Annotated in this window: 14 protein-coding genes; 8 read left to right on the top strand and 6 right to left on the bottom strand. The window is 68.0% G+C overall.

Annotated features, from left to right (window positions below):
- Positions 1-2: 2 nt before the first annotated feature.
- Both F0U63_RS34060 and F0U63_RS34055 read right to left on the bottom strand, forming a co-directional pair.
- Positions 3-602, bottom strand: a complete 600-nt coding sequence (locus F0U63_RS34060) for an HmuY family protein (RefSeq protein WP_395836502.1) — start codon at positions 600-602, stop codon at positions 3-5.
- A complete protein-coding gene (locus F0U63_RS34055) occupies positions 590-2548 on the bottom strand; it encodes a TonB-dependent receptor plug domain-containing protein (RefSeq protein ID WP_395836500.1) in 1959 nt (652 codons plus the stop codon). The genes F0U63_RS34060 and F0U63_RS34055 overlap by 13 nt, the downstream gene beginning before the upstream one ends.
- A gap of 87 nt (positions 2549-2635) precedes the next feature.
- Here F0U63_RS34055 and F0U63_RS34050 point away from each other — a divergent pair, with 87 nt between their 5' ends.
- Positions 2636-4855 (top strand): UTP--glucose-1-phosphate uridylyltransferase, encoded by a 2220-nt coding sequence (locus F0U63_RS34050; RefSeq protein ID WP_395836498.1) that lies wholly within the window; start codon positions 2636-2638, stop codon positions 4853-4855.
- Here the strand turns inward: F0U63_RS34050 and galK are convergent.
- On the bottom strand, positions 4852-5961 hold the full coding sequence (galK, locus tag F0U63_RS34045) for a galactokinase (protein WP_395836496.1): 1110 nt from the start codon (positions 5959-5961) through the stop codon (positions 4852-4854). The genes F0U63_RS34050 and galK overlap by 4 nt on opposite strands.
- Before the next feature lie 15 nt (positions 5962-5976).
- On the bottom strand, positions 5977-7659 hold the full coding sequence (locus tag F0U63_RS34040; RefSeq protein WP_395836494.1) for a family 43 glycosylhydrolase: 1683 nt from the start codon (positions 7657-7659) through the stop codon (positions 5977-5979).
- 369 nt (positions 7660-8028) lie between these two features.
- Here F0U63_RS34040 and F0U63_RS34035 point away from each other — a divergent pair, with 369 nt between their 5' ends.
- From F0U63_RS34035 to F0U63_RS34015, 5 genes are all read left to right on the top strand, one after another.
- Positions 8029-9885 (top strand): family 43 glycosylhydrolase, encoded by a 1857-nt coding sequence (locus F0U63_RS34035; RefSeq protein ID WP_395836492.1) that lies wholly within the window; start codon positions 8029-8031, stop codon positions 9883-9885.
- An 80-nt stretch (positions 9886-9965) separates the two neighbouring features.
- Entirely contained in the window at positions 9966-10952 is a 987-nt protein-coding gene (locus tag F0U63_RS34030; protein WP_395836490.1) for an ABC transporter substrate-binding protein, read from the top strand.
- Entirely contained in the window at positions 10942-12426 is a 1485-nt protein-coding gene (locus tag F0U63_RS34025) for a sugar ABC transporter ATP-binding protein (RefSeq protein WP_395836488.1), read from the top strand. Before F0U63_RS34030 ends, F0U63_RS34025 begins: the two co-directional genes overlap by 11 nt.
- Positions 12416-13396: an ABC transporter permease gene (locus F0U63_RS34020; RefSeq protein WP_395836486.1), complete on the top strand. Its 981-nt coding sequence runs from the start codon at positions 12416-12418 to the stop codon at positions 13394-13396. Before F0U63_RS34025 ends, F0U63_RS34020 begins: the two co-directional genes overlap by 11 nt.
- The gene (locus F0U63_RS34015) at positions 13393-14352 is read left to right on the top strand and encodes a sugar ABC transporter permease YjfF (protein WP_395836484.1); all 960 of its coding nucleotides are present in this window, start codon (positions 13393-13395) and stop codon (positions 14350-14352) included. The genes F0U63_RS34020 and F0U63_RS34015 overlap by 4 nt, the downstream gene beginning before the upstream one ends.
- A 111-nt stretch (positions 14353-14463) precedes the next feature.
- Here F0U63_RS34015 and F0U63_RS34010 read toward each other — a convergent pair whose 3' ends face one another.
- Positions 14464-15891 carry a carbohydrate porin gene (locus F0U63_RS34010; protein WP_395836482.1) on the bottom strand — a complete coding sequence of 476 codons (1428 nt, stop codon included), beginning with the start codon at positions 15889-15891 and terminating at the stop codon, positions 14464-14466.
- Positions 15892-16426: 535 nt separating this feature from the next.
- On the opposite strand from F0U63_RS34010, the gene F0U63_RS34005 reads away from it, so the two are divergent.
- On the top strand, positions 16427-17311 hold the full coding sequence (locus F0U63_RS34005) for a carbohydrate ABC transporter permease (RefSeq protein ID WP_395836480.1): 885 nt from the start codon (positions 16427-16429) through the stop codon (positions 17309-17311).
- Complete coding sequence (locus F0U63_RS34000; protein ID WP_395836478.1) at positions 17308-18144, top strand: carbohydrate ABC transporter permease; 837 nt, start codon at positions 17308-17310, stop codon at positions 18142-18144. Before F0U63_RS34005 ends, F0U63_RS34000 begins: the two co-directional genes overlap by 4 nt.
- 72 nt (positions 18145-18216) lie before the next feature.
- On the opposite strand, the gene clpB is transcribed toward F0U63_RS34000, so the two are convergent.
- The gene (gene clpB / locus F0U63_RS33995) at positions 18217-20820 is read right to left on the bottom strand and encodes an ATP-dependent chaperone ClpB (protein WP_395836476.1); all 2604 of its coding nucleotides are present in this window, start codon (positions 20818-20820) and stop codon (positions 18217-18219) included.
- Positions 20821-21014: the final 194 nt, after the last annotated feature.

The raw sequence follows: 21014 nt of genomic DNA, 5'->3' as shown, positions 1-21014 counted from the left end.
ACTCAGGGAGGGGAGGGGGGCGCCGCCACTTCCTGGTAGCGGAACGAGGGCCGCGCGGGAGTGCCCGCGGCGTCGTAGTAGGCGAGCATCCGCAGCTTGAAGAACCGCCCGCGGCTGCTGCGCACCACGTAGAGCAGCTCGTCGCGCGGCTGGAGGCGGTGCTTGACGAGATCATAGACGTACCAGCCGCCCTGCGCGCCGTTGAACACCGTCTCGGAGGCGTCCTGCTGGTAGCCCTCGGCGGGCGCCTGCGTGAGCGCATCCCAGCCCTGACCCTGGAGCACCGCCACGCGCACCGAGCCCGCGGGGTTGCCACCGCCACCGTTCATCGTGACGGTGAAGCGCTGGAAGGCCAGGTCCCACTCGTTGCTCTCCAGGGCCTCGTCGGTCTTCATCTCCCGGCCCTCGTCGATGTCGAGGTAGACCTGGGCGGACTTGTTCGTCGCGTCGATGAGGGCGACGTGGCTGCCGTCCTCCTGGAGTGTCACCTCGACGAGCGGCCCGGTGGTGATCTGGCCATCGAAGGGGTAGTCCTCGCGCAGGTCCGGCGCGCACGCCGCCAGCGCGAGCCCCATCATCGGTCCCAGCCTCAGTATTCCCATTGCACACCCCCGAGCACGCCGCGTGGCGGGCGCGGGTTGAACTGCTGATCGCCCGCGTTGAACAGGTTGTAACCGTTGACGAAGAACTCGAATCCCGCCTTGAAGTGGTACGTCACCTGGGCCTCGAGATCGAAGTAGGCGGGCACTCCCACGCGCGTCTCCTGCCCGGCGCCGATGACGTTGGCGAAGCCTCCTCCCACGCCGAGGTAGTAGGGCCGGGCGCTCACCCACGAGCCGCGCACCACGGCCTCGAGGTTCCACGGGCGGTAGCGCGTGGACAGCTGCGCGTTGACGCGGTGCCGCGAGCGGCCTTCCAGCGGCCGGTCCCGGGTGCGATCCCTCGCGTCCAGGAACATGTACGCCAGGTCCAGGTACGTCGAGCGCACGGGGAGCCGGAAGCGGCCGTTGAGTTCGAGGCCCTGGGTATAGGCGCGCGCCACGTTCTCGTAGTTGAAGGTGACGGGGTTGTCGGGGTTGGGCTCGCCCGTGGCGGTGACGTTGATGAGGTTGCGCAACTGGGTGTGGAAGCCGCTCGCGGAGAAGAGCCACCCGTCGATCGGTGGCCGCCAGTCCACGCCGACATTCACGCCCACGGAGCGCTCGGCGGTGAGCTCGGGGTTGCCCGCGACCACGTAGCCGATGCCCGTGTTGGCGAAGCGCAGGTAGAGCTCCTGGAACGAGGGCGGACGGAAGCCGAGTCCCGCCGAGGCGCGCACCGTGAAGGCCGGGCTCGGATCCAGCTTGAGCGCGAGCCGGGGCGAGGGCGCTCCGCCGAACTGCGAGTCCAGATCGAAGCGCAAGCCGGGGGCGATCTTCAGCTTCGGCCCCGTGCCCTCCGCGCCCAGGGCCACGTCCCACTCGTCCTGGAGGAAGGCGGCGCCCCGGAGGCGGTGCACGGGACTCCGCTCGAGCCGCGCCGAGTCGAGCCTTTCCCCGAGCAGCTCCACGCCCCCGGTGAGGGCATGGGCGCCGAGGCGATGGTCCGCCTGGACGACGCCCTCGTAGAGCCGGGTGAGGTTCTGCGAGTAGTCATCGAGCCCGCGCGAGCCGCGCTGATCCTGCAGGAGCTGCTCGCGGAACAGGCCGAAGTGTCCTCGGGCGAGCAGGGTGGGGCCGCCGGAGAACCGGTGCTGGCCGCCCAGGGAGAGATCGAACTGCTCCTGGCGCTGCCGCCGGTCGAGCACGGCCCCCGAGGGGTTGAGGTCCACGGCGTTCTCGTCGCGCCGGTTGTAGCCGCTGCGCAGCCATACCCGCGACTGCTCGTCGGGCGCGTAGGCGAGCGCCACGTCCCCATCGAAGCGCTTCAACCCGGCGCCGCTCGTCGCCGCGTCCTGGGGCTCCCAGTCATAGGGATTGCGCGTGCGGTAGCCTCCGCCCACGCGCACCTCGAAGGGCCCCTGCTTCGTGCCCGCGTGGGCGCGGACATCTCCCTCCAGCAGCGTGCCGAACAGGCCCCGTACGCTGGCCTCCAGGGGGCGCTGGACGCGGCGGGTGATGAGGTTCACCACGCCCCCCATGGCATCCGCGCCGTAGAGCGCCGCGGCCGGCCCCTTGACGATCTCCACCCGCTCCAGCTCGTGCAGGCTGAAGCGCCCCAGGTCGAGCGTGGTGCCCACCCGGCCACTCACGCGCTCGCCGTCCACGAGGACGAGCACGTATTCAGGATCCAACCCTTGCAGGCGCAGCCCCACGCCTCGGAAGGTGTAGACGAGCTCCACGCCCGGGTGCTGCTGGAGGAGCTGCCCCAGGTCCCTCGCCCCGGTGGCCTCCATCTGCTGGCGGGTGATGACCTCGGTGGCCACCACCGCGTCCTCCAGCTTGCGCTCGGCGCGCGAGGCCGTGACGACCGTCTGCTGGCGCCGATCGGGCTCCTCGGGCCCGGAGGCCTCGGGCGCGGGGAGGGGGGACTGGGACGTGAGTGCCGCGGCCACCAGGGAGAAGATCACGAAGACAACTCTCTGCCTGGGATGTCACCCAGCGTCAATGAAACCCAGTTGCCGCGTGGGGGTGCAGGGCTTAAACCGGGCCCACCTATGACCGACACGTCTCCAGGTTTCGATCCGACGAAGTTCCAGGAATTGGTGGCCAAGGTCCGACAAGAGCAGCAGAGCGCCGGACCGTCCACGCCCGCGGTGGAACTCCGCCCGCTGGATCCCTCCGACATCGAAGCCGTGCCCGCGCCCGGCACGCCGCTGTACGAGGAATGTCTCCGCCTGGGCTCGGAGTCCCTGCGGCGGGGTGAGGTCGCCATGGTCATCCTCGTGGGGGGCGCGGGGACCCGCTTCGGTGGGGCCGTCAAGGCCCTGGCCCCGCTCATCGACGAGCGCACCTTCCTGGACGTGCGGCTGGAGGACGTGCGCCAGGTCTCCCAGCGTCACGGGGCCCCGGTGCCCGTGGTGCTGATGACCTCGCCGCTGACCCACGAGGGCATCGAGGCCTTCGTGCGCGCCCGGGGTCTGGGCCGGGACATCCTGTTGTTCCAGCAGCGGATGCTGCCGCGGCTGACGCCCAACTGGGAGCTGTTCCGCGACAAGGCGGGTGAGCTGTCCCTGGCCCCGTCCGGACACGGGGACTTCTTCCGGGCCATCCGCGAGAGCGGCACGGCGGCGGAGCTGCACCGGCGCGGCGTGCGCCACGTGTTCTTCTCCAACATCGACAACGTGGGCGCGACGCTGGATCCCATCATCGTCGGGCTGCACCTCAAGCTTGGCCGGGAGATGACGGCGGAGGTGACGCCGCGCGCGAACCAGAACGGAGCGCTCGACACGGGCGCCGCCCCGGTGCGCATCGGCAATCACCCCCAGCTCATCGAGCACATCGATCCCAAGCAGCACCGGCTCATCAACACCAACAACATCGCCTTCGCGCTGGAGGCGCTGCTCAACAAGAACATCGACCTGCCCTACCGCGTGGCGCGCAAGAAGGTGGAGGGCCAGGAGGTGTTGCAGCTCGAGCAGGTCACGGGCGAGGCCAGCACCGTCGTGGGCCCCGACCACCGCCCGGTGCTCTCCGTGGCCTTCATCGAGGTGCCGCGTGACAACCCCGTCACCTCGCGCTTCGAGCCGGTGAAGGCGCCCGAGGATCTCTCCTACGTCGTTCCCCGGCTGCGCGAGCGGCTCCAGGCGGCCTCCGCCCGGGTGACCGCGGGCGCGTCGGAGACGCCGCGCTTCGATCCTTCCGAGCTGGAGACCAAGCTGTCGCGCGTGCGCGCGGTGCTGGAGAAGCACGGCCTGGGCGCGGTGCGGCTGCGGGGCGTGGACTGGTTCGCCTGGGCGACCTGCGGGGGCTCCAACGTCGTCCTGCTCTCCTCCGACGTGGGCGTGGCCGAGGTGCTCATCACCCGGGACGGTGCCTGGGTGCTGACGGACGCCATCGAGGCGGCCCGCCTGGAGGAGGAAGAGGTGCCCCCGGGCCTCACGGTGTGGTCCGGTCCTTGGCAGGACAAGGGCCAGCGCGAGACGTTCGTCGCGGCGCGTGCGGGCAAGGCGCCGGTGGCGTCCGATCGCCCCACGCAGGGCGAAGTGCCGCTGCCCCAGGAGCTGTTCCACACCCGCTGGTCGCTGCTCCCCCAGGAGCTGGAGCGCTACCGGGTGCTCGGGCGTGACGCGGCGGAGGCGATGACGGACGTGCTGCTCGCGGCCAAACCGGAGTGGACGGGCTGGCAGCTCGCGGGCGCGGGCGCCGAGGCCCTGTGGGCTCGGGGCATCCACCCCACGCTGACCCTGGTGGGCGAGGAGCGCCGCCTGCCCCTGCACCGCCACGCCACGGCGAGCCGGGAGAAGCTGGGCGGACGCGCCATGCTCGTCTTCTGCGGCCGCCGCCACGGGCTCTTTGCCAACCTCACCCGCTTCGTCTACTTCCGCAAGCCCACCCCCACCGAGCGCCACCTCATCGCGGACGTCGCCCAGGTCGAGGCCGCGGTCTTCAAGGTCTCGCGTCCGGGCGCCACGCTCGGCGAGGGCTACGACGCGCTCGTGAAGGCGTACGCGGCGCTGGAGCGCAAGGGCGCCGAGGCCTTCCACCACCAGGGCGGCTCGTGCGGCTACCTGTCGCGGGACGAGGTCGCCCGGCCGGGCTCTCAGACCGTGCTCCAGCCCCACAACGCCCTGGCGTGGAACCCGTCACTGCCCGGCGCGAAGATCGAGGACACCGTCGTCACCAGCGAGGGCGGGGTGGAGATCCTCACGGTGGACCCGCGCTGGCCCACCGTGAGCATCGACGGCCGCCCCCGGCCGGACATCCTGGTGCGTTAGGCCCCGGAGGGCTGGGGCAGGAGGATCGTCGGGCGCTGGCCGGAACGGGCCGCGTAGCGCTCGGCGATCCGTTTGGCCACGGCGGCGCCGGTGCCGTCGCGGGCCAGCATCACCACCGAGCCGCCGAAGCCTCCGCCCGTGAGGCGCGCGCCGTACACGTCCGCGTCCTCCCGGGCCAGGTCCACGAGCAGATCGATCTCCGGGACGGACACCTCGTAGTCCAGGCGCTGGGAGTCGTGCGAGGCGTAGAAGAGCCGGCCCAGGCCGGGGAGATCTCCCTTGCGCAGCGCCTCCACGGTGGCGAGCACGCGGGCGTTCTCCGTCACGACGTGCCGCACGCGCCGGCCCAGCGGCTCGGGCAGGGTGGCGGCCCGGGGGAGATCCGCCTCGGTCAAGTCCCTCAACTGGGCCACGCCGAGCTGCTTCGCGGCGCGCTCGCACTCCGCGCGGCGCACGCGGTAGTCACCCGCCGAGTGGTTGTGCGCGACGCCCGAGTTGATGATGACGGGGTCCACGCCGGGCGGGAGGGGAACGCGCTCGAAGCGCATGGTGTGCGTGTCGAGGAAGAGCGCGACGTTCAGGCCCGCGATGCTGGCGGCCATGGGATCCATCACGCCCACCGGCGCGCCCACGAAGTCCACCTCCACGCGCTGGCCGAGCAGGGCGATCTGCACGTCATCCAGCGGCAGGGAGAACGCCTCGCGCAGCGCGCGCAGTAGGCACACGTCCAGTGACGCGCTGGAGGACAGCCCGCTGCCCAGTGGCACTTCGGAGGTGATGCGCAGCTCGACGCCCGACAGGGGGAAGCCCGCGTGCTGGAGCACGTGGGTGACGCCCTGGACATAGTCGAGCCAGCCCTTGCCCGTGGACTCCTGGCCGAGCTCGAACTCGAGGATCTCCCCCGCGGCGCTCTTGTTGGTGCTGAAGGCGCGGACACGCCGGTCCCCCCGTCGACGCAGCTCCACGTGCGTCTGCTGGGGGATGGCCATCGGCAGCACGAAGCCGCCGTTGTAGTCGGTGTGCTCGCCGATGAGATTCACCCGGCCGGGGGCTTGTGCGACGACCTCCGGCGGATGACCGAACAATTCCTGGAAGGTAGGGCTCACGCCCCCTTTCATCGATTATTCGGGGGTGATGCGCAACGAATCAAAGCGGGCGGAGGCGTCCGGAGCCCCACCGGTGGTGAGTCCCACGCGCACGCCGCGGTCCCACGGAGGCAGGAGGATGGGTCCATCCTTGCGGTAGCTGATGCCGCCGTCCTGCTCGCCGCCCACGTCCACCCAGCTCCCGTCCTCGCCCCGCACCGAGAACAGGAACCGGTGCCCGGCCTTCGCCTTCATCCGCAGGGTGAGCTTGCCGTCGGCCGGGGTGGGCGCGTCGAGGGAGGTGACCACCACCGGCTGGCGCTCATAACGCCGCCAGACCTCGACCTTGTCGCCATTGAGCACGACGCCGATCCAGTTGTCCCAATCTCCCACCGCCGCGAGTCCCGCCTGGGCTCCCGGGGTGACGCCGGTGACGTCCAGGACGGCCTCGGCCGAGTAGGAGCCGGTGTTGGTGGCGCGGGCGAGGATGGCGCCCACGGGGTTGTTCGCCCGGTCCTTGGTGGGGACGCTCAGGGTCAGCAGGCCGTTGGCGAGGCTCGGGACGGGCGGGAAGGTGTTCGGCCACTGCCAGCCGAGGGCGAGCGACTGGGAGGTGAACTCATCGGAGAAGGGCGCGAACCGGGTGAGCACCTTGCCGCCCGGGCCCCGGCGCGAGTTGATGGTGGGCCAGCCATCCGCGCCCCACTGGATGACGTCCAGCATGCCCTGGCGGCCGACGTAGACCGAGTCCGTGGTGCGGTAGGCGTGGTACAGCAGGTAGTCGCGTCCCTTCGCGTCCGTCACCACGCTGCCGTGGCCCGGGCACTTGAAGGACTCGTTGTTCTTCATGATGGGGTTGAGCGGGTTCTTCTCCCAGCCCTCGAGCAGCTTGCGCGAGCGGGCCACGCCCACCCCGTAATTGCAGTCGCGGCCACAGCAACCGGCGCCGGCGTAGAACAGATAGAACCAGCCATTGCGCTTGATGAGGTGCGGCCCCTCGATGAGCTGGCCCTCCCAGGGCGTGTCGTTGAGGAGGATCTGCGTCTTGTCTCCCACGAGCCTGGGCTCGTTTCCGCTCACGTCCAGCCGCTGCGCCCAGATGGGGGTGGGCAGACCCCGGCTGTTGCCATCCAACTTCCAGACGAGGAACAGCTCGTCGTTCTCGTCGCGGATGATCGCGCCGTCGATGGAGCCCAGTTCCTCGCACACGAGCGGACCGTGATCGGTGTACGGCCCCTGGGGCTGAGAGGCGGTGGCCACGGCGACGCACAGCGGGCCGTCCTTCTTCCTCGCCGTGTAGAAGACGTAGTAGCGGCCCTTGTCGACCGCCAGCTCGGGTGCCCAGTAGTTGGACTCGGGCTTCTCGGGGTCGGCCTCGGACCAGGCGGGCTGCTGCGTGAAGACGGAGCCCACCAGCTCCCAATGCAGCAGATCCTTCGAGTGCAGCAGCGGAAATTGGGGCGCCCACTCCGAGGACGTCGCCGAGGCCCAATACTCCTCGCCCACCTTGATGACGGACGGATCGGCGAAGTCCCCCGAGAGCACCGGGTTGGTCACCTCGAGCGGTATGAGGGGCTCGGGCGGCGGCGGCTCGACGGGGGGCTGGGGCTCCACCGGAGGTGGCTTGGGAGTGTCCTGCGTGCAGCCTGGCACCGCGAGAGCCAGGGACACGGACAAGGAAAGCAGGGCCGCGGAAAACGAGACACCGCGTGAGCGCATCAAAGGGGGTCCTCGGCGAAAAGGGGCGGCAGGCTACGGTGTGATGATCCGCCGGTCAATCCAGCAGGACGTCAGGATTGGCGGACACGAGTCACTCACTGCATGTATGGGCTTCGGGATGGGCGTGTATTCCAGCCGACATATGGTTTTGACGCAATGCATTGTCATCGTGTCTGGTGCAACGGATGGCGGGCGTGCGAGAGGGTGGCTCGCTGTCCTTGACACCCTCCACCCGCGTGTATCTGATGCGCGGCCTCTTGCACGGTGCCCGGGACCGGGCGGCCTGAGAGCCACCAGCCGTTACATCATCCAGCGAAGGGAGCAGGGTTCATGCGGAGAGGTTTGTCCTCGTCTCGGAGTTGGAGCCGGATGGGAGCCCTGCTCCCAGTGCTCGCATTGCTGACCATCACGGCTTGCCCGAGCGAGCCGACACCACCGAATCCCCCGGAGCCTCCAGGGTCCGAGCCCCCGCTGCCTCCGGCGCCCACGCCCGTGAGCCGCGTCTTCACCAATCCCCTGCGGGCTTCCATTCCGGGCGGAGGCTTCGTGGAGACCTGCGCCGACCCGACTCTCATCCGCGGCCAGGGCAGCGATACGTCTTGGTACATGCTGTGTACCTCGGACCCCCTGAACGAGCAGGACCGGGACAGCTCGGGCCGCTACAAACATCACCTGCTGCCCATCCTCAAATCCCAGGACCTGGTCAACTGGGCCTACGTGGGGGATGCCCTGACCAGGCTCCCGGATTGGGCGAAGCCCGGCGCCGGCATCTGGGCCCCCGAGATCGCCTGGTTCAACGACAAGTTCTATCTGTATTTCACCGTCACCGACACCCCGGAGGGCGGGAGCGCCATCGGCGTCGCGACGAGCGACAGCCCCACCGGGCCCTGGACGATCTCGAACAAGCCCGTCGTGGAGCCGCACGAGAACGTCTGCTGCGGCAACTCCAGGCGGCACGTGTACGACCCCGAGGTCCTCGTCACGCCGGGGGGGAAGCGGTACATCTATTACGGCAGCTATTACGGGGGCATCTCGGTGCGCGAGCTCTCGGAGGATGGCCTCACCTCCGACAAGTACACCCAGGTGGAGGTCGCCACCCCCAACCGCTACGAGGCGCCCAACGTCATCCAGCATGGGGAGTATTACTATCTCCTCGCCTCCGCCGCGGAGTGCTGCCGGGGCGCGCTCACCGGCTACAGCGTCTTCGCCGGACGCTCCAAGCAGCCCTATGGCCCCTTCGTGGATCGTGAAGGCGTGCGCCTCACCTACAACCGCGTGGGCGGCACGCCCGTGCTGGGCGCCAATGGCAACCGCTGGGTGGGGGTGGGGCACCACAGCGTCTTTACCGACACGGGCGGCCAGGATTGGATCGTCTATCACGGCATCGACCGCCACAGCCCCTACGTGTCGAGCACGCCCGGCGGGGGGGATCTCCTCAACAAGCGCCCGGTGCTCATGGACGCGCTGGACTGGGTGGATGGCTGGCCGGTGACGCGCGGAGGCCAGGGGCCCTCGGACTCCGAGCAGCCCGCTCCCGCCGCCCAGGCCAACGAGAAGAGCCGTTACGAGCCCGTCTTCGCGAAGCAGGATCTGCCGGGCGCCGAGCTGACCGCCTTTTCGGACGAGTTCAACGGCTCCTCGCTGGATCCGAAGTGGTCCTGGACGCGTCCTCCCGTGATGAGTGACTACGGGGTGGAGCAGGGGCAGTTCCGCTTCAACACCCGGAACAAGGACATCTACCAGGGCGACAATGCCGCCGCCGTGCTCTGGCAGCCCGCCCCCACGGGCAACTTCCTCGTGGAGACGAAGATGTCGTTGAACCTTCCGCCGGTGAGCTGCTGCCACAACTTCGTCCAGGCGGGAATCATGATCCAGAAGGACGATGACAACTACGTGCGGCTGACCCACGTCTCGTTCTACGAGACCCGGCAGATCGCCTTCTCCAAGGAGGTGTCGCTGGAGCAGGTGCCGGTGGGAGCGCCGCTCTTTGGTGATACCTACGGGGGCCCCGCCGACGAGACCGTCTGGATGCGGATCGTCCGGCGTGTCCAGGGGAGCGAGGAACTCTACACCGCGTATTCGAGCCGGGATGGCACGACCTGGACCCGGACCGCGACGTGGACCCACGCCCTGGGCGCGGCGCCCCGGCTGGGCTTGCTGTCGATCGGTGGAGAAGGTTTCGTCGCCACCTTCGATTACGTGCGAGTCTATGAACTGAAGCAGTAGAACCGTCGCTTGTGGTGCACCAAGTGGGGCTTCGTTGATTTCAGCGGCGGACGGGTTCCGCCGCTCACCTGGAGGGACGCATGAGATGGATGATCGTGGCGGCGATGGTCGCCCTGGTGGGTTGTAAGCAGCAGGCCGCGGAGAACAAGGCGCCGGCGGCGGGCGCGGAGGGCGCGGGCGGCGCCCCGGTGGCCAAGAAGCTGTCCGTGGGCTTCTCCCAGGTGGGTGCCGAGAGCGCCTGGCGCACGGCGGAGACGAACTCGATCCGGAGCGAGGCGGAGAAGCGGGGCGTGGACCTCAAGTTCGCCGACGCCCAGGGCAAGCAGGCCCAGCAGATCCAGGCCCTCACGTCCTTCATCGCGCAGAAGGTGGACGCCATCGTGCTCGCCCCGGTGGTGGAGACGGGCTGGGATGTGGTGCTGACGCGCGCCAAGGAGGCCAACATCCCGGTCATCCTCGTGGACCGCGGCATCAAGACGAGCGACGAGAGCCTCTACACCACGCTCATCGCCAGCGACTTCGTGGAGGAGGGGCGCATGGCGGCCGAGTGGCTCGCCAAGAAGACCAACGGCAAGGCCAACATCTACGAGTTGCAGGGCACCACGGGCGCCGCCCCGGCCATCGATCGCAAGAAGGGCTTCGAGGAGGCCCTCGCGAAGTACCCGGACATGAAGATCATCAAGAGCCAGAGCGCCGACTTCACCCGCGCCAAGGGCAAGGAGGTCATGGAGGCCTTCATCAAGTCCGACCGCGAGCAGATCCAGGCCGTCTACGCCCACAATGACGACATGGCCCTGGGTGCCATCCAGGCCCTGGACGAGGCGGGCATGAACCCGGGCAAGGACGTGACGCTCATCTCGGTGGACGGCGTGAAGGGTGCCTTCGAGGCCATGGTCGCCGGCAAGCTCAACGCCACGGTCGAGTGCAACCCGCTGCTCGGGCCCCTCGTCTTCGACACCATCAACAAGGTCCGGGCGGGAGAGAAGGTCGAGAAGTTCATCAAGAGCAACGATCAGCTCTTCGAGCAGAGCACCGCGGCACAGGTCATCGGCTCGCGTGAGTACTGAGCCCATCCTCGTCGCTCGCGGAGTCCAGAAGCGGTTTCCCGGGGTCCACGCGCTGGCGGGCGTGGACCTCGAAGTTCGTGCGGGCGAAGTCCACTCCTTGATGGGCCAGAATGGCGCCGGCAAGTCCACGCTCATCAAGATCCTCACCGGCGTCTATGCGCGAGATGGAGGCTCCCTCACCTTCGAGGGACGTGACTTCCATCCCACCTCGCCAGGTGATGCCCAGAAGAAGGGCATCAGCACCATCTACCAGGAACTCAGCCTCATCCCGACCCTGACGGTGGCGGAGAACCTGTTCCTTGGCCGCGCCCCCCGGCGCTGGTTCGGCATCGACTGGCGGGCCATGCACCGTCAGGCCGAGGAGATCCTCGCCACCTTCGATCTGCACGTCGACGTCACCCAGCCGCTGGGCACGTTGTCGGCCGCTGTGCAGCAGCTCGTGGCGATCGCCCGCGCCGTGCAGACGCGTGCCCGGGTGCTCATCATGGACGAGCCGACCTCGAGTCTCGACAGCCATGAGACGGAGGTGCTGCTCGACACCATCGTGAAGCTGAAGCAGCGAGGGCTCGGCATCATCTTCGTTACCCACTTCCTGGATCAGGTCTACCGGGTGAGTGATCGCATCACCGTGCTGCGCAACGGCGCGCACGTCGGCACGTACGAGGCCAGCCAGCTCTCGCGGCTGGAGCTGGTCTCGCACATGCTGGGCAAGGTGCCCGAGGAAGTGGAGCCCGCGCTGCACGAGCATGGGTCGAACCAGCGGCCGGTGGTCGCCGAGGCCCGGGCGCTGGAGCGCCGGGGCGTGCCCGCGTTCGATCTGACGTTGCACGAGGGCGAGGTGGTGGGCTTCGCGGGGTTGTTGGGCTCGGGCCGCACCGAGGCCGCGCGTCTGTTGTTCGGCGCCGACCATGCCCGGAGCGGAACGATCAATGGGGAGTCTCCGAAGGGTCCCCGCCATGCGATTGATCGGGGGATGGCCTTCCTGCCCGAGGATCGCAAGGCGGAGGGCATCTTCCCGGAGTTGTCGGTGCGCGAGAACATCGCGCTGGTCGTCCAGCGCAAGCTGGGCTTCACCTTGTCGTACGCGCGCCAGGTGCAGCTCGCCCAGGAGTTCGTGACGAAGCTGGGCATCAAGACGCCCTCGGTGGAGCAGCCCATCCGCCTGCTCAGCGGCGGCAATCAGCAGAAGGTCATCCTCGCCCGGTGGCTCGCGTACGAGCCGCGCCTGCTCATCCTCGACGAGCCGACGCGCGGCATCGACGTGGGGGCCAAGGGGGAGATCGAGAAGCTCATCCAGCAACTGTCCCAGAAAGGACTCGCGGTGCTCTTCATCTCGGCGGCGCTGGAGGAAGTGCTCCGGCTGTCTCATCGCATCGCCGTGTTCCGGGATCGCAAGAAGGTGGGGGAACTGTCGCGCACGACGCTGCCAGAGGTCATGAAGATGATCGCCAGTGAGGACACCGATGCGTCCTAGGAACTTCTGGCCCTGGGTGGCGCTCGTGGCGCTGCTCGTCTTCAACCTGCTGTTCACCCCGGGCTTCGCGCGGCTGGAGCTGCGCGACGGCCGGCTGTTCGGCACGCTCGTGGACATCTTCCAGAATGGTGCCCCCGTCATGCTCCTGTCCGTGGGGATGACGCTGGTCATCGCCCTGGGAGGAATCGATCTGTCGGTCGGCTCGGTGATGGCGCTGTCGGGCGCGGTCGCGGCGCTGCTGATGACGGAGCAGGGGCAGGGGGTGCCCGTGGCGGTGCTGGCCGCGCTGGCGCTGGCCCTGGGGGTGGGGGCCTTCAACGGGGCGCTCGTCGCCTATGGAGGCATCCAGCCCATCATCGTGACGCTGGTGATGTTGGTGATGGGTCGGGGGCTCGCGCAGGCGCTCACGCATGATCAGAAGATCCGCTTCGAGGTGCCGGCCTTCGAGTTCATCGGCAATGGAACGGTGCTGGGCCTGCCATTTCCCATCTTCCTCGTGGCGGCCCTGGCGCTGCTCGTGGAGCTGATGTTGCGCAAGACCGCCGCGGGGCTCTACCTCGAGGCGATGGGGAGCAACCCGCGCGCCGCGCGGTTGTGTGGCCTGCGGGTGCATGTCATCCGGCTGGTGGCGCACATGACGTGTTCCTTGTGCGCGGGGCTCGCCGGGCTCATCGCCGCGGCGGACATCAAGGAGGCGGACGTGGCCAACGCCGGGCTCTACCTGGAGTTGGATGCCATTCTCGCCGTCGTGCTGGGCGGCACGAGCCTGACGGGAGGGCGGGCCAACCTGGTGGGCTCGCTCATCGGGGCCACCTTCATCCAGACGCTCACCACCATGCTCCAGATGCGCGGGGTCATCACCGAGCACACGCTCATCATCAAGGCCGCGGTGGCGCTGTCCGTGTGCTTCATGCAGACGCCCGCCTTCGAGCGGCTGGCGCGTCGCTTCCGCTCCGCGGAGGCCGCATGAACTTCGTGCGCAAACACATCACCGTGCTGGCGGGCCTGCTCGTCTACGTGCTGCTCTACGCGGTGGCGGCGATTCGCTACGAGGGCTTCTTCTCGCTGCCGGTCTTCATCAACTTCCTGTCCAACAACGCGGTGCTGGGCATCGTGGCGGTGGGCATGACGTTCGTCATCCTCTCGGGTGGAATCGATCTGTCCGTCGGGGCGGTGATGTCCTTTTCCAGCGTGCTCATCGGCGTGCTGGTCATGGACCTGCACTGGAACGTGTACGTGGCCATCGCGGCGTCGGTCGTGTGTGGCACCGCGCTGGGCGCGGTGATGGGGGCCATCATCCACGCGACGGGCATCAAGCCGTTCATCGTCACGCTCGCGGGGATGTTCTTCGTCCGGGGGCTCGCCTTCCTCATCCACCTGGAGTCCATCTCCATCTCGGAGCCGAGCCACACGGCCATCGCCCTGGCCAGCGTGGGTCCGCTGCCGGTGACGGCGGTGCTGTTCCTGGGCTTCGTGCTGGTGGGGTGGTACGTGGCGGTGCTCACGCCCTTCGGGCGCGAGGTCTACGCGCTCGGGGGAGGGGAGGAGGCCGCGCTGCTCATGGGCCTGCCGGTGCGGCGCACGAAGATCGCGGTCTACGCCGTCAGTGGCTTCTGCGCGTCCTTCGCCGGGGCGGCGCTCACCTTCTATCTGTCGAGCGGCAGCCACCTGGAAGGCGTGGGCATGGAGCTGGATGCCATCGCCACGGTGGTGATTGGCGGCACGCTGCTGGCGGGCGGGGTGGGCTCGGTGTTCGGCACGCTCATCGGCGTGTTGATGCTGGGCCTCATCCTCACGTCCATCACCACGTACGAAGGCATGATGAGCTCGGGGATGACCCGCGTGGCCATTGGCGGCCTGCTACTGGCGTTCGTGCTCCTGCAGAAGGTGCTGACGCGGCGGGCGGGCGTGGGCCGCGCCACCTGAAAAGCAGAAGGCCCGTCCCTTCCAGAGGCGCCTCGCGGAGCCGGGAAGAGACGGGCCTTGGGGGAAGAACCTCCCACGGTCAGGTGCCGTGGGAGCCTTTCCCGGGAACGACTAGAACCACCACTCCACGCGCGTGCCGAGGTAGTGGCCGACCTTCACCGGGCGGCCGTTGTCGGACACGGCCTGCTGATAGGACGACACGAGGCCGATCGCCGCGGCATCGTTGTAGAAGGCGGCCGTGTAGAAGAGGCGGAAGTGGGGGCGGGCCCACATGGTGCGGCCACCGAGCGGAACGAAGGTGGGCGCGATGGTCAGCTTCAGGGCCGTGGCCAGGTCGCCGCTGGCGATCTCGGCCTGCTTGACGCCCTGGTAGTGGACCTCTCCGATGAGGTGGAGGTGGTCGGTGAAGTAATACTCGCCGCGGGCGCCCACGCCGAAGTCCATGGCGCTGCCCACGGTGGTGCCGGGCCCGCCCTCGGGCACGGTCAGGTTCCGCAGACCCTGGCTCCAGTGCAGGATGGCGTAGGCGTTGAGGCTGAAGGAGCTGCCGAAGTTGTAGAGGAAGTGATCCACGGCCTGGATGCCCGCGGAGTCGTCATAGACGCCCTCGGTGTTGGCCTGGCCGAACGAGTAGTACGTCTGGGCTCCGCCACGCGCGCCGCTGGCGGCGCGGCTGCCATAGCGGAAGGACACGTCATTGAAGGAGCCATTGCCCAGGTCGAAGTGGGCCTTGGCGCCCAGCACCCAGCCCAGGTCGGCGTTGAGGCCGACCTGGGTGCCATCATCCCTCGTCACCTTGACGGCCGGCAGCAGGTGCAGCTCCGCCAGCCCGTGGAAGGAGTGACCGGACTCGAGCTTGTGCACGTACTGCGCGACGAACACGGTGCGCTGACGCCGGATGTCCCCCGAGCCCAGGCGGCCGTCGCCGTTCACGTCGAAGTTGTACTGGGGGCTGTTGAGCGAGCCCTGCATGATGATGGCCAGATCCAACGGGCCGTACATCACGCCACCGCCCTGTCCCACCAGGTTGTTGAAGTAGAAGATATCCGCGATGTGCACGTCCGTGCCGCGGTAGAACCGGGCGCCGCCCCACACCCGCAGGTTGGGCAGCAGGATGTTGCCCGACTCGATGTAGGCCTGGGAGAGCGAGATGACGAGCGGGTCTCCGTTGCTGCTCGGCCCGCCGGCGAACAGGCCATTCTGGGAGTACATGGCCGGGGTGATGACGAAGTCCACGTACGGCGCGCTCGTGTCCGTGCTCGGCGCGAGCAGGTGCAGCTTGATCGCGGGCTCGAGATAGTCGCCTTCCTCGAGACGGCCACCGATGGCGCTGCCCGTCACGTTCATGCGCTGTCCCATGACGTAGCGACCCGAGGTGGGATCCCAGGCCGCGCCCATGCGGCCGTACATGGAGATCTCAAGACGGTCGTACAGGAGGCTCGCGTCCGCCGATGTGGAACCCGCCGCCAGGGCGATGACGCACAGCATCAGGCAAACGCGCCAGAGGCGAGACAGGGTGGGGGTGGAGGAAAGTGTCATAAAGTCAATCTCACAAGGGGTCCGCAGGGCAGCTCATACTCTGCTGCACATACTCTGACACCGAAGTTGTTGGGTTTGTCGAGAAAATTAGAGATGCTGCCACGCGTCGTTCTTCCCACCGGAGGCAGGCGTCGAATGCGAGACAGGCGGAGGGCGCCCGAGACGGCCGCCGCTCCATTTTTTCCTGTTGGAAAGTACCGGCCTGGGCAGGCTCTCGATGGCTGAAACGTGTGAGCAAGACCATCGGTGCGAGGGCTCTATTCGGCTGGTTTCGCCAACGGCAGTCCGCGGCTCTGGCGCTCATGACTGTCTACCGATGAGATGGTGGGGCGCGGCCCATTGGCTTTTGGCTTGATTGGTTTGAAGTCCTATGGTCCGTGGCGGTGAAGGTCGGCCGCGGCGGGAACGACGTGGCTGAATTCTTGACTTGGAACGCATTGATGAACCACGAGGGGACGCGTTGAGTATGGCGGACAGCGGCACAAAGGCATCAACCCATGCATCCTCCGAGGGCTCCGCGCCGAGCGCGGGTTCGATGCTGGCCCGGCAGCGGGTGCGGGCGGCGTGGCTGTTCCTGTTGCCCACGCTCGTCGTGTTGGCGGGAGTGGCGGGGTGGCCTCTCTTTCGGACCTTCTGGTTCTCCTTCACCAACGCGAACCTCGGCAGCGGCGAGCCGCCCGAGTTCGTCGGCCTGGAGAACTTCGTGGTGGTGATGGAGGATCCGGACTGGTGGCGCTCGGTGCGCAACACGTTCCTGTTCACCGGGGTCTCCGTGACGCTGGAGACGGTGCTGGGGATGGTCATCGCGCTCACGCTCAACAGCCACTTCCGGGGCCGGGGCGTGCTACGGGCGGCGGTGCTGGTGCCGTGGGCCATTCCCACGGTGGTGTCCGCGAAGATGTGGGGGTGGATGTTCCACGATGTCTACGGCGTCATCAACGAGATGCTGCTGCACTTGGGGGTGATCTCCGGGCCCATCGCCTGGACGGTAGACCCCAACCTGTCGATGGTCGCCATCATCGCCGTGGACGTGTGGAAGACGACGCCGTTCATGACGCTGCTCCTGCTCGCGGCGCTGCAGATGCTGCCGGATGAGCTCTACGAGGCGGCGCGCCTGGATGGGGCCCATCCGGTGCTCGTCTTCTTCCAGATCACCCTGCCGCTCATCCGGGGGCCGATGCTGGTGGCCATCATCTTCCGCGTGCTCGATTCCCTGCGTGTGTTCGATCTGTTCTACGTGCTCACGAGCAACAGCAGCGAGTCCATGTCCATGGCCGTCTACGCGCGGCAGCAGATGTTCGAGTTCCAGGATCTGGGCGTGGGGGCGGCGGCGGCGACGTTGCTCTTCGCGCTCATCGCGCTGTTCACCATCATCTACATGGTGCTGGGCCGTAACTCGGTGATTCAGGAGGCCGCATGAGCCCGGCACTGACGTGGTTGAAGCGGATCTCGTTCGGGGTGCTGGTGACGGTCATCATCGTCTACACCCTCTTTCCCTTCTATTGGGCGGTGGTGTCGTCGCTCAAGCAGGGCAGCGCGCTCTTCCAGGTGGAGTGGTGGCCCAAGAATCCGGCGTGGCACAACTACGTCGCGGTCTTCACCGAGCAGCCCTTTGGCCGCAACCTGCTCAACTCGGTGGTGGTGGCCAGCTCGGTGGTGATCCTGTCGCTCATCCTGGCGATCACCGCCTCCTTCGCCCTGGCGCGCATCCGCTTCCGGGGGCGTACCCCGCTCATGCTGATGATCCTCGGCGTGTCGATGTTTCCGCAGATCGCGGTGCTCTCCGGCATGTTCGAGCTCATCCGCGCCCTGGGGCTGTACAACACGCTGCCCGGACTGACGCTGTCATACATGCTCTTCACGCTGCCGTTCACCGTGTGGGTGTTGACGACGTTCATGCGCGAGCTGCCCAAGGAGCTGGAGGAGGCGGCGGTGGTGGATGGCGCCACGCCCTGGGTCGTCTGCATGCACGTCTTCCTGCCGCTGCTGCGGCCGGCGCTGGTGACGACGGGCCTGCTCGCCTTCATCGCGGCGTGGAACGAGTTCATCTTCGCGCTGACGTTCACGATGGATCAAAGCGCGCGCACGGTGCCGGTGGCCATCGCGCTGATGAGTGGCGCCAGCCAGTACGAGTTGCCCTGGGGCCTCATCATGGCGGCGTCCGTCATCGTGACGGTGCCGCTCATCGCCCTGGTGCTCATCTTCCAGCGCAGCATCGTCTCCGGCCTCATGGCGGGCGCCGTCAAGGGCTAGAAACGGCTCCGCCCCACACGGTGTGAGCACCGTGCGGGGCGGGGGAGGGCGCCCGGGACGAGCGCCCGGGGCTCAGGCGGCCTTCGCCTCGCCCTTGCCGAAGGTGAGGCCGTCCTGGTCCGCGTCCACGAGGATGTGCTCCCCGGGGGCGTAGTCTCCGCCGAGCACCTTGCGCGCCAGCGGATCCATCAGGTGCTTCTGGATGGCGCGCTTGAGCGGACGCGCGCCGTACACCGGATCGTAGCCGCGCTCGGCGAGCACCGCCGCCGCCTTCTCCGTGAGCGACAGGGTGAGCCGCTTGTCCGCGAGTAGCTTCTGCAGGCGCCCCACCTGGATGTCCACGATGCGCTGGATGTCGCGCTTGCGCAGCGGCTCGAAGAGGATGATCTCGTCCACGCGGTTGAGGAACTCCGGCCGGAAGTGCTGGCGCAGGATGCCCATCACGTCCTCACGCGTGCGCTCGTCCAGCTCGTCCTTGCCCGCCATGCCCTCCTGGAGCGCCTGCGAGCCGATGTTGCTCGTCATGATGAGCACCGTGTTCTTGAAGTCCACGGTGCGCCCCTGGCTGTCCGTCAGCCGGCCCTCGTCGAGCAGTTGCAAGAGGATGTTGAAGACGTCCGGGTGGGCCTTCTCGATCTCGTCGAAGAGGATGACGGTGTACGGACGGCGGCGCACGGCCTCGGTGAGCTGGCCGCCCTCGTCGTAGCCGACGTAGCCCGGAGGCGCGCCCACCAGGCGGGCCACGGAGTGCTTCTCCATGTACTCGGACATGTCGATGCGCACCATGGCGGTGTCGTCATCGAAGAGGAACTCCGCGAGCGCCTTGGCCGTCTCCGTCTTGCCCACGCCCGTGGGGCCCAGGAAGATGAACGAGCCGATGGGCCGGTTGGGATCCTGCAGTCCCGAGCGCGCGCGGCGCACGGCGTTGCTCACCGCCTCGATGGCGCTGCGCTGGCCGATGACTCGCTGGGCCAGCCGGTCCTCCATGTGGACGAGCTTCTGCACCTCGCCCTCCATGAGCTTGGAGACGGGGATGTGGGTCCACTTGGCCACCACCTGCGCGATGTCCTCCGCGTCCACTTCCTCCTTGAGGAACTTGTGGTTCTTCTGCAGCTCGGCCAGCTTCTCGTTGCCCTGGGAGATCTCTTTCTCGAGGCCGGGGATGACGCCGTACTTCACCTCGGCGGCCTTGTTGAAGTCGCCCTGGCGCTCGGCCGCGGCCTGATCGTTCTTGGCCTTCTCGAGCTTCTCCTTCTTCTCGCGGATGCCGGCGATGGCCTTCTTCTCCGAGTCCCAATGGGCCTTGAGCGCGGTGAAGTTCTCGCTGAGGTTGGCCAGCTCCTGTTCGATCTTCGCGAGCCGCTCCTTCGAGTGGGGATCCGTCTCCTTGCGCAGGCCCTCGCGCTCGATCTCCAGCTGGGTCATCTTGCGCCGGATGTCGTCGATCTCCGTGGGCATGGAGTCGATCTCGATGCGCAGGCGGCTGCACGCCTCGTCCACGAGATCGATCGCCTTGTCGGGCAGGAAGCGGTCGGAGATGTAGCGGTTGGACAGCGTCGCCGCCGCCACGAGGGCCGAGTCCTGGATGCGCACGCCGTGGTGCACCTCGTAGCGCTCCTTGAGGCCCCGCAGGATGCTGATGGTGTCGTGCACCGTGGGCTCGCCCACCATCACCGGCTGGAAGCGCCGCTCGAGCGCCGCGTCCTTCTCGATGTGCTTGCGGTACTCGTCGAGCGTGGTGGCGCCCAGGCAGTGCAGCTCACCGCGCGCGAGCGCCGGCTTGAGCATGTTGCCCGCGTCCATGGAGCCCTCGGCCTTGCCGGCGCCCACCAGGGTGTGCAGCTCGTCGATGAAGAGGATGATCTCCCCGGCCGAGTCGGCCACCTCCTTGAGCACCGCCTTGAGGCGCTCCTCGAACTCACCGCGGAACTTGGCGCCGGCCACCATGCCGCCCAGATCCAGCGTCACCAGGCGCTTGTTCTTGAGCCCCTCGGGCACGTCGCCGTCGACGATGCGCCGCGCGAGCCCCTCGGCGATGGCCGTCTTGCCCACGCCCGGCTCGCCGATGAGCACCGGGTTGTTCTTCGTGCGCCGGCTGAGCACCTGGATGCAGCGGCGGATCTCCTCGTCACGGCCGATGACGGGGTCCAACTTCCCGGCGCGCGCCGCGTCCGTCAGATCGCGCCCGTACTTCTCCAGCGCCTGGTAGGTGGACTCGGCGTCCTGGCTCGTCACCCGGGCCGAACCGCGCACCTCCTTGAGGCTGGACAGCACGCGCTCGCGCGTCACACCGGAGGACTTGAGCACCTCGCCCACGCTCCCCTTGTCCTGCGTGAGGGCGAGCAACAGGTGCTCGCTGGAGACGAAGTCGTCCTTGAGGGACTTCGCCTCGTCCTCCGCCTTGTCGAAAACCTTGGCCAGCCGCTGGCGCACGGCCGCGCTCTCGCCTCCCTGCATGCGGGGCAGCTTCTGGAGCGCCTCGCCCAGCCGGGACGCGAAGAGCTTCACGTCCACGCCGATCTTGCGCAGCAGGGGCTCGACGATGCCGTCCTTCTGCTCGAGCAACGCCGCCGCGAGATGCTCCGGCTCGTAGTCCGGGTTGTCGGCACGCCGGGCCAGAGACTGACCTTCCTGGATGGCCTCCTGGGCCTTCACCGTATACTTGTCGAGTCGCATGTCTCCAACGTAAGGGCCGTGACCCCCTTGGCAAGGAAGGCCTGTCCGGCCTCCTTTCACGCCCCGTAGGGGTTTTTCATGGATTTTCTGGCTCTTCGGGAGTTGCCTTCCCCCACCCGGTCCAGGTATATGCCCGCGCGAACACCCTGGGGGGCACCCAACTGGAATCGCACGGCGGTTACCTCATTCGAGTC

The organism is Cystobacter fuscus, assembly GCF_044360685.1.
In the GTDB taxonomy this organism is placed as follows: Bacteria; Myxococcota; Myxococcia; order Myxococcales; family Myxococcaceae; genus Cystobacter; species Cystobacter fuscus_C.
The sequence above is the reverse complement of the archived record's forward strand: the minus strand, read 5'-3'. Positions and strand labels throughout refer to the sequence as shown.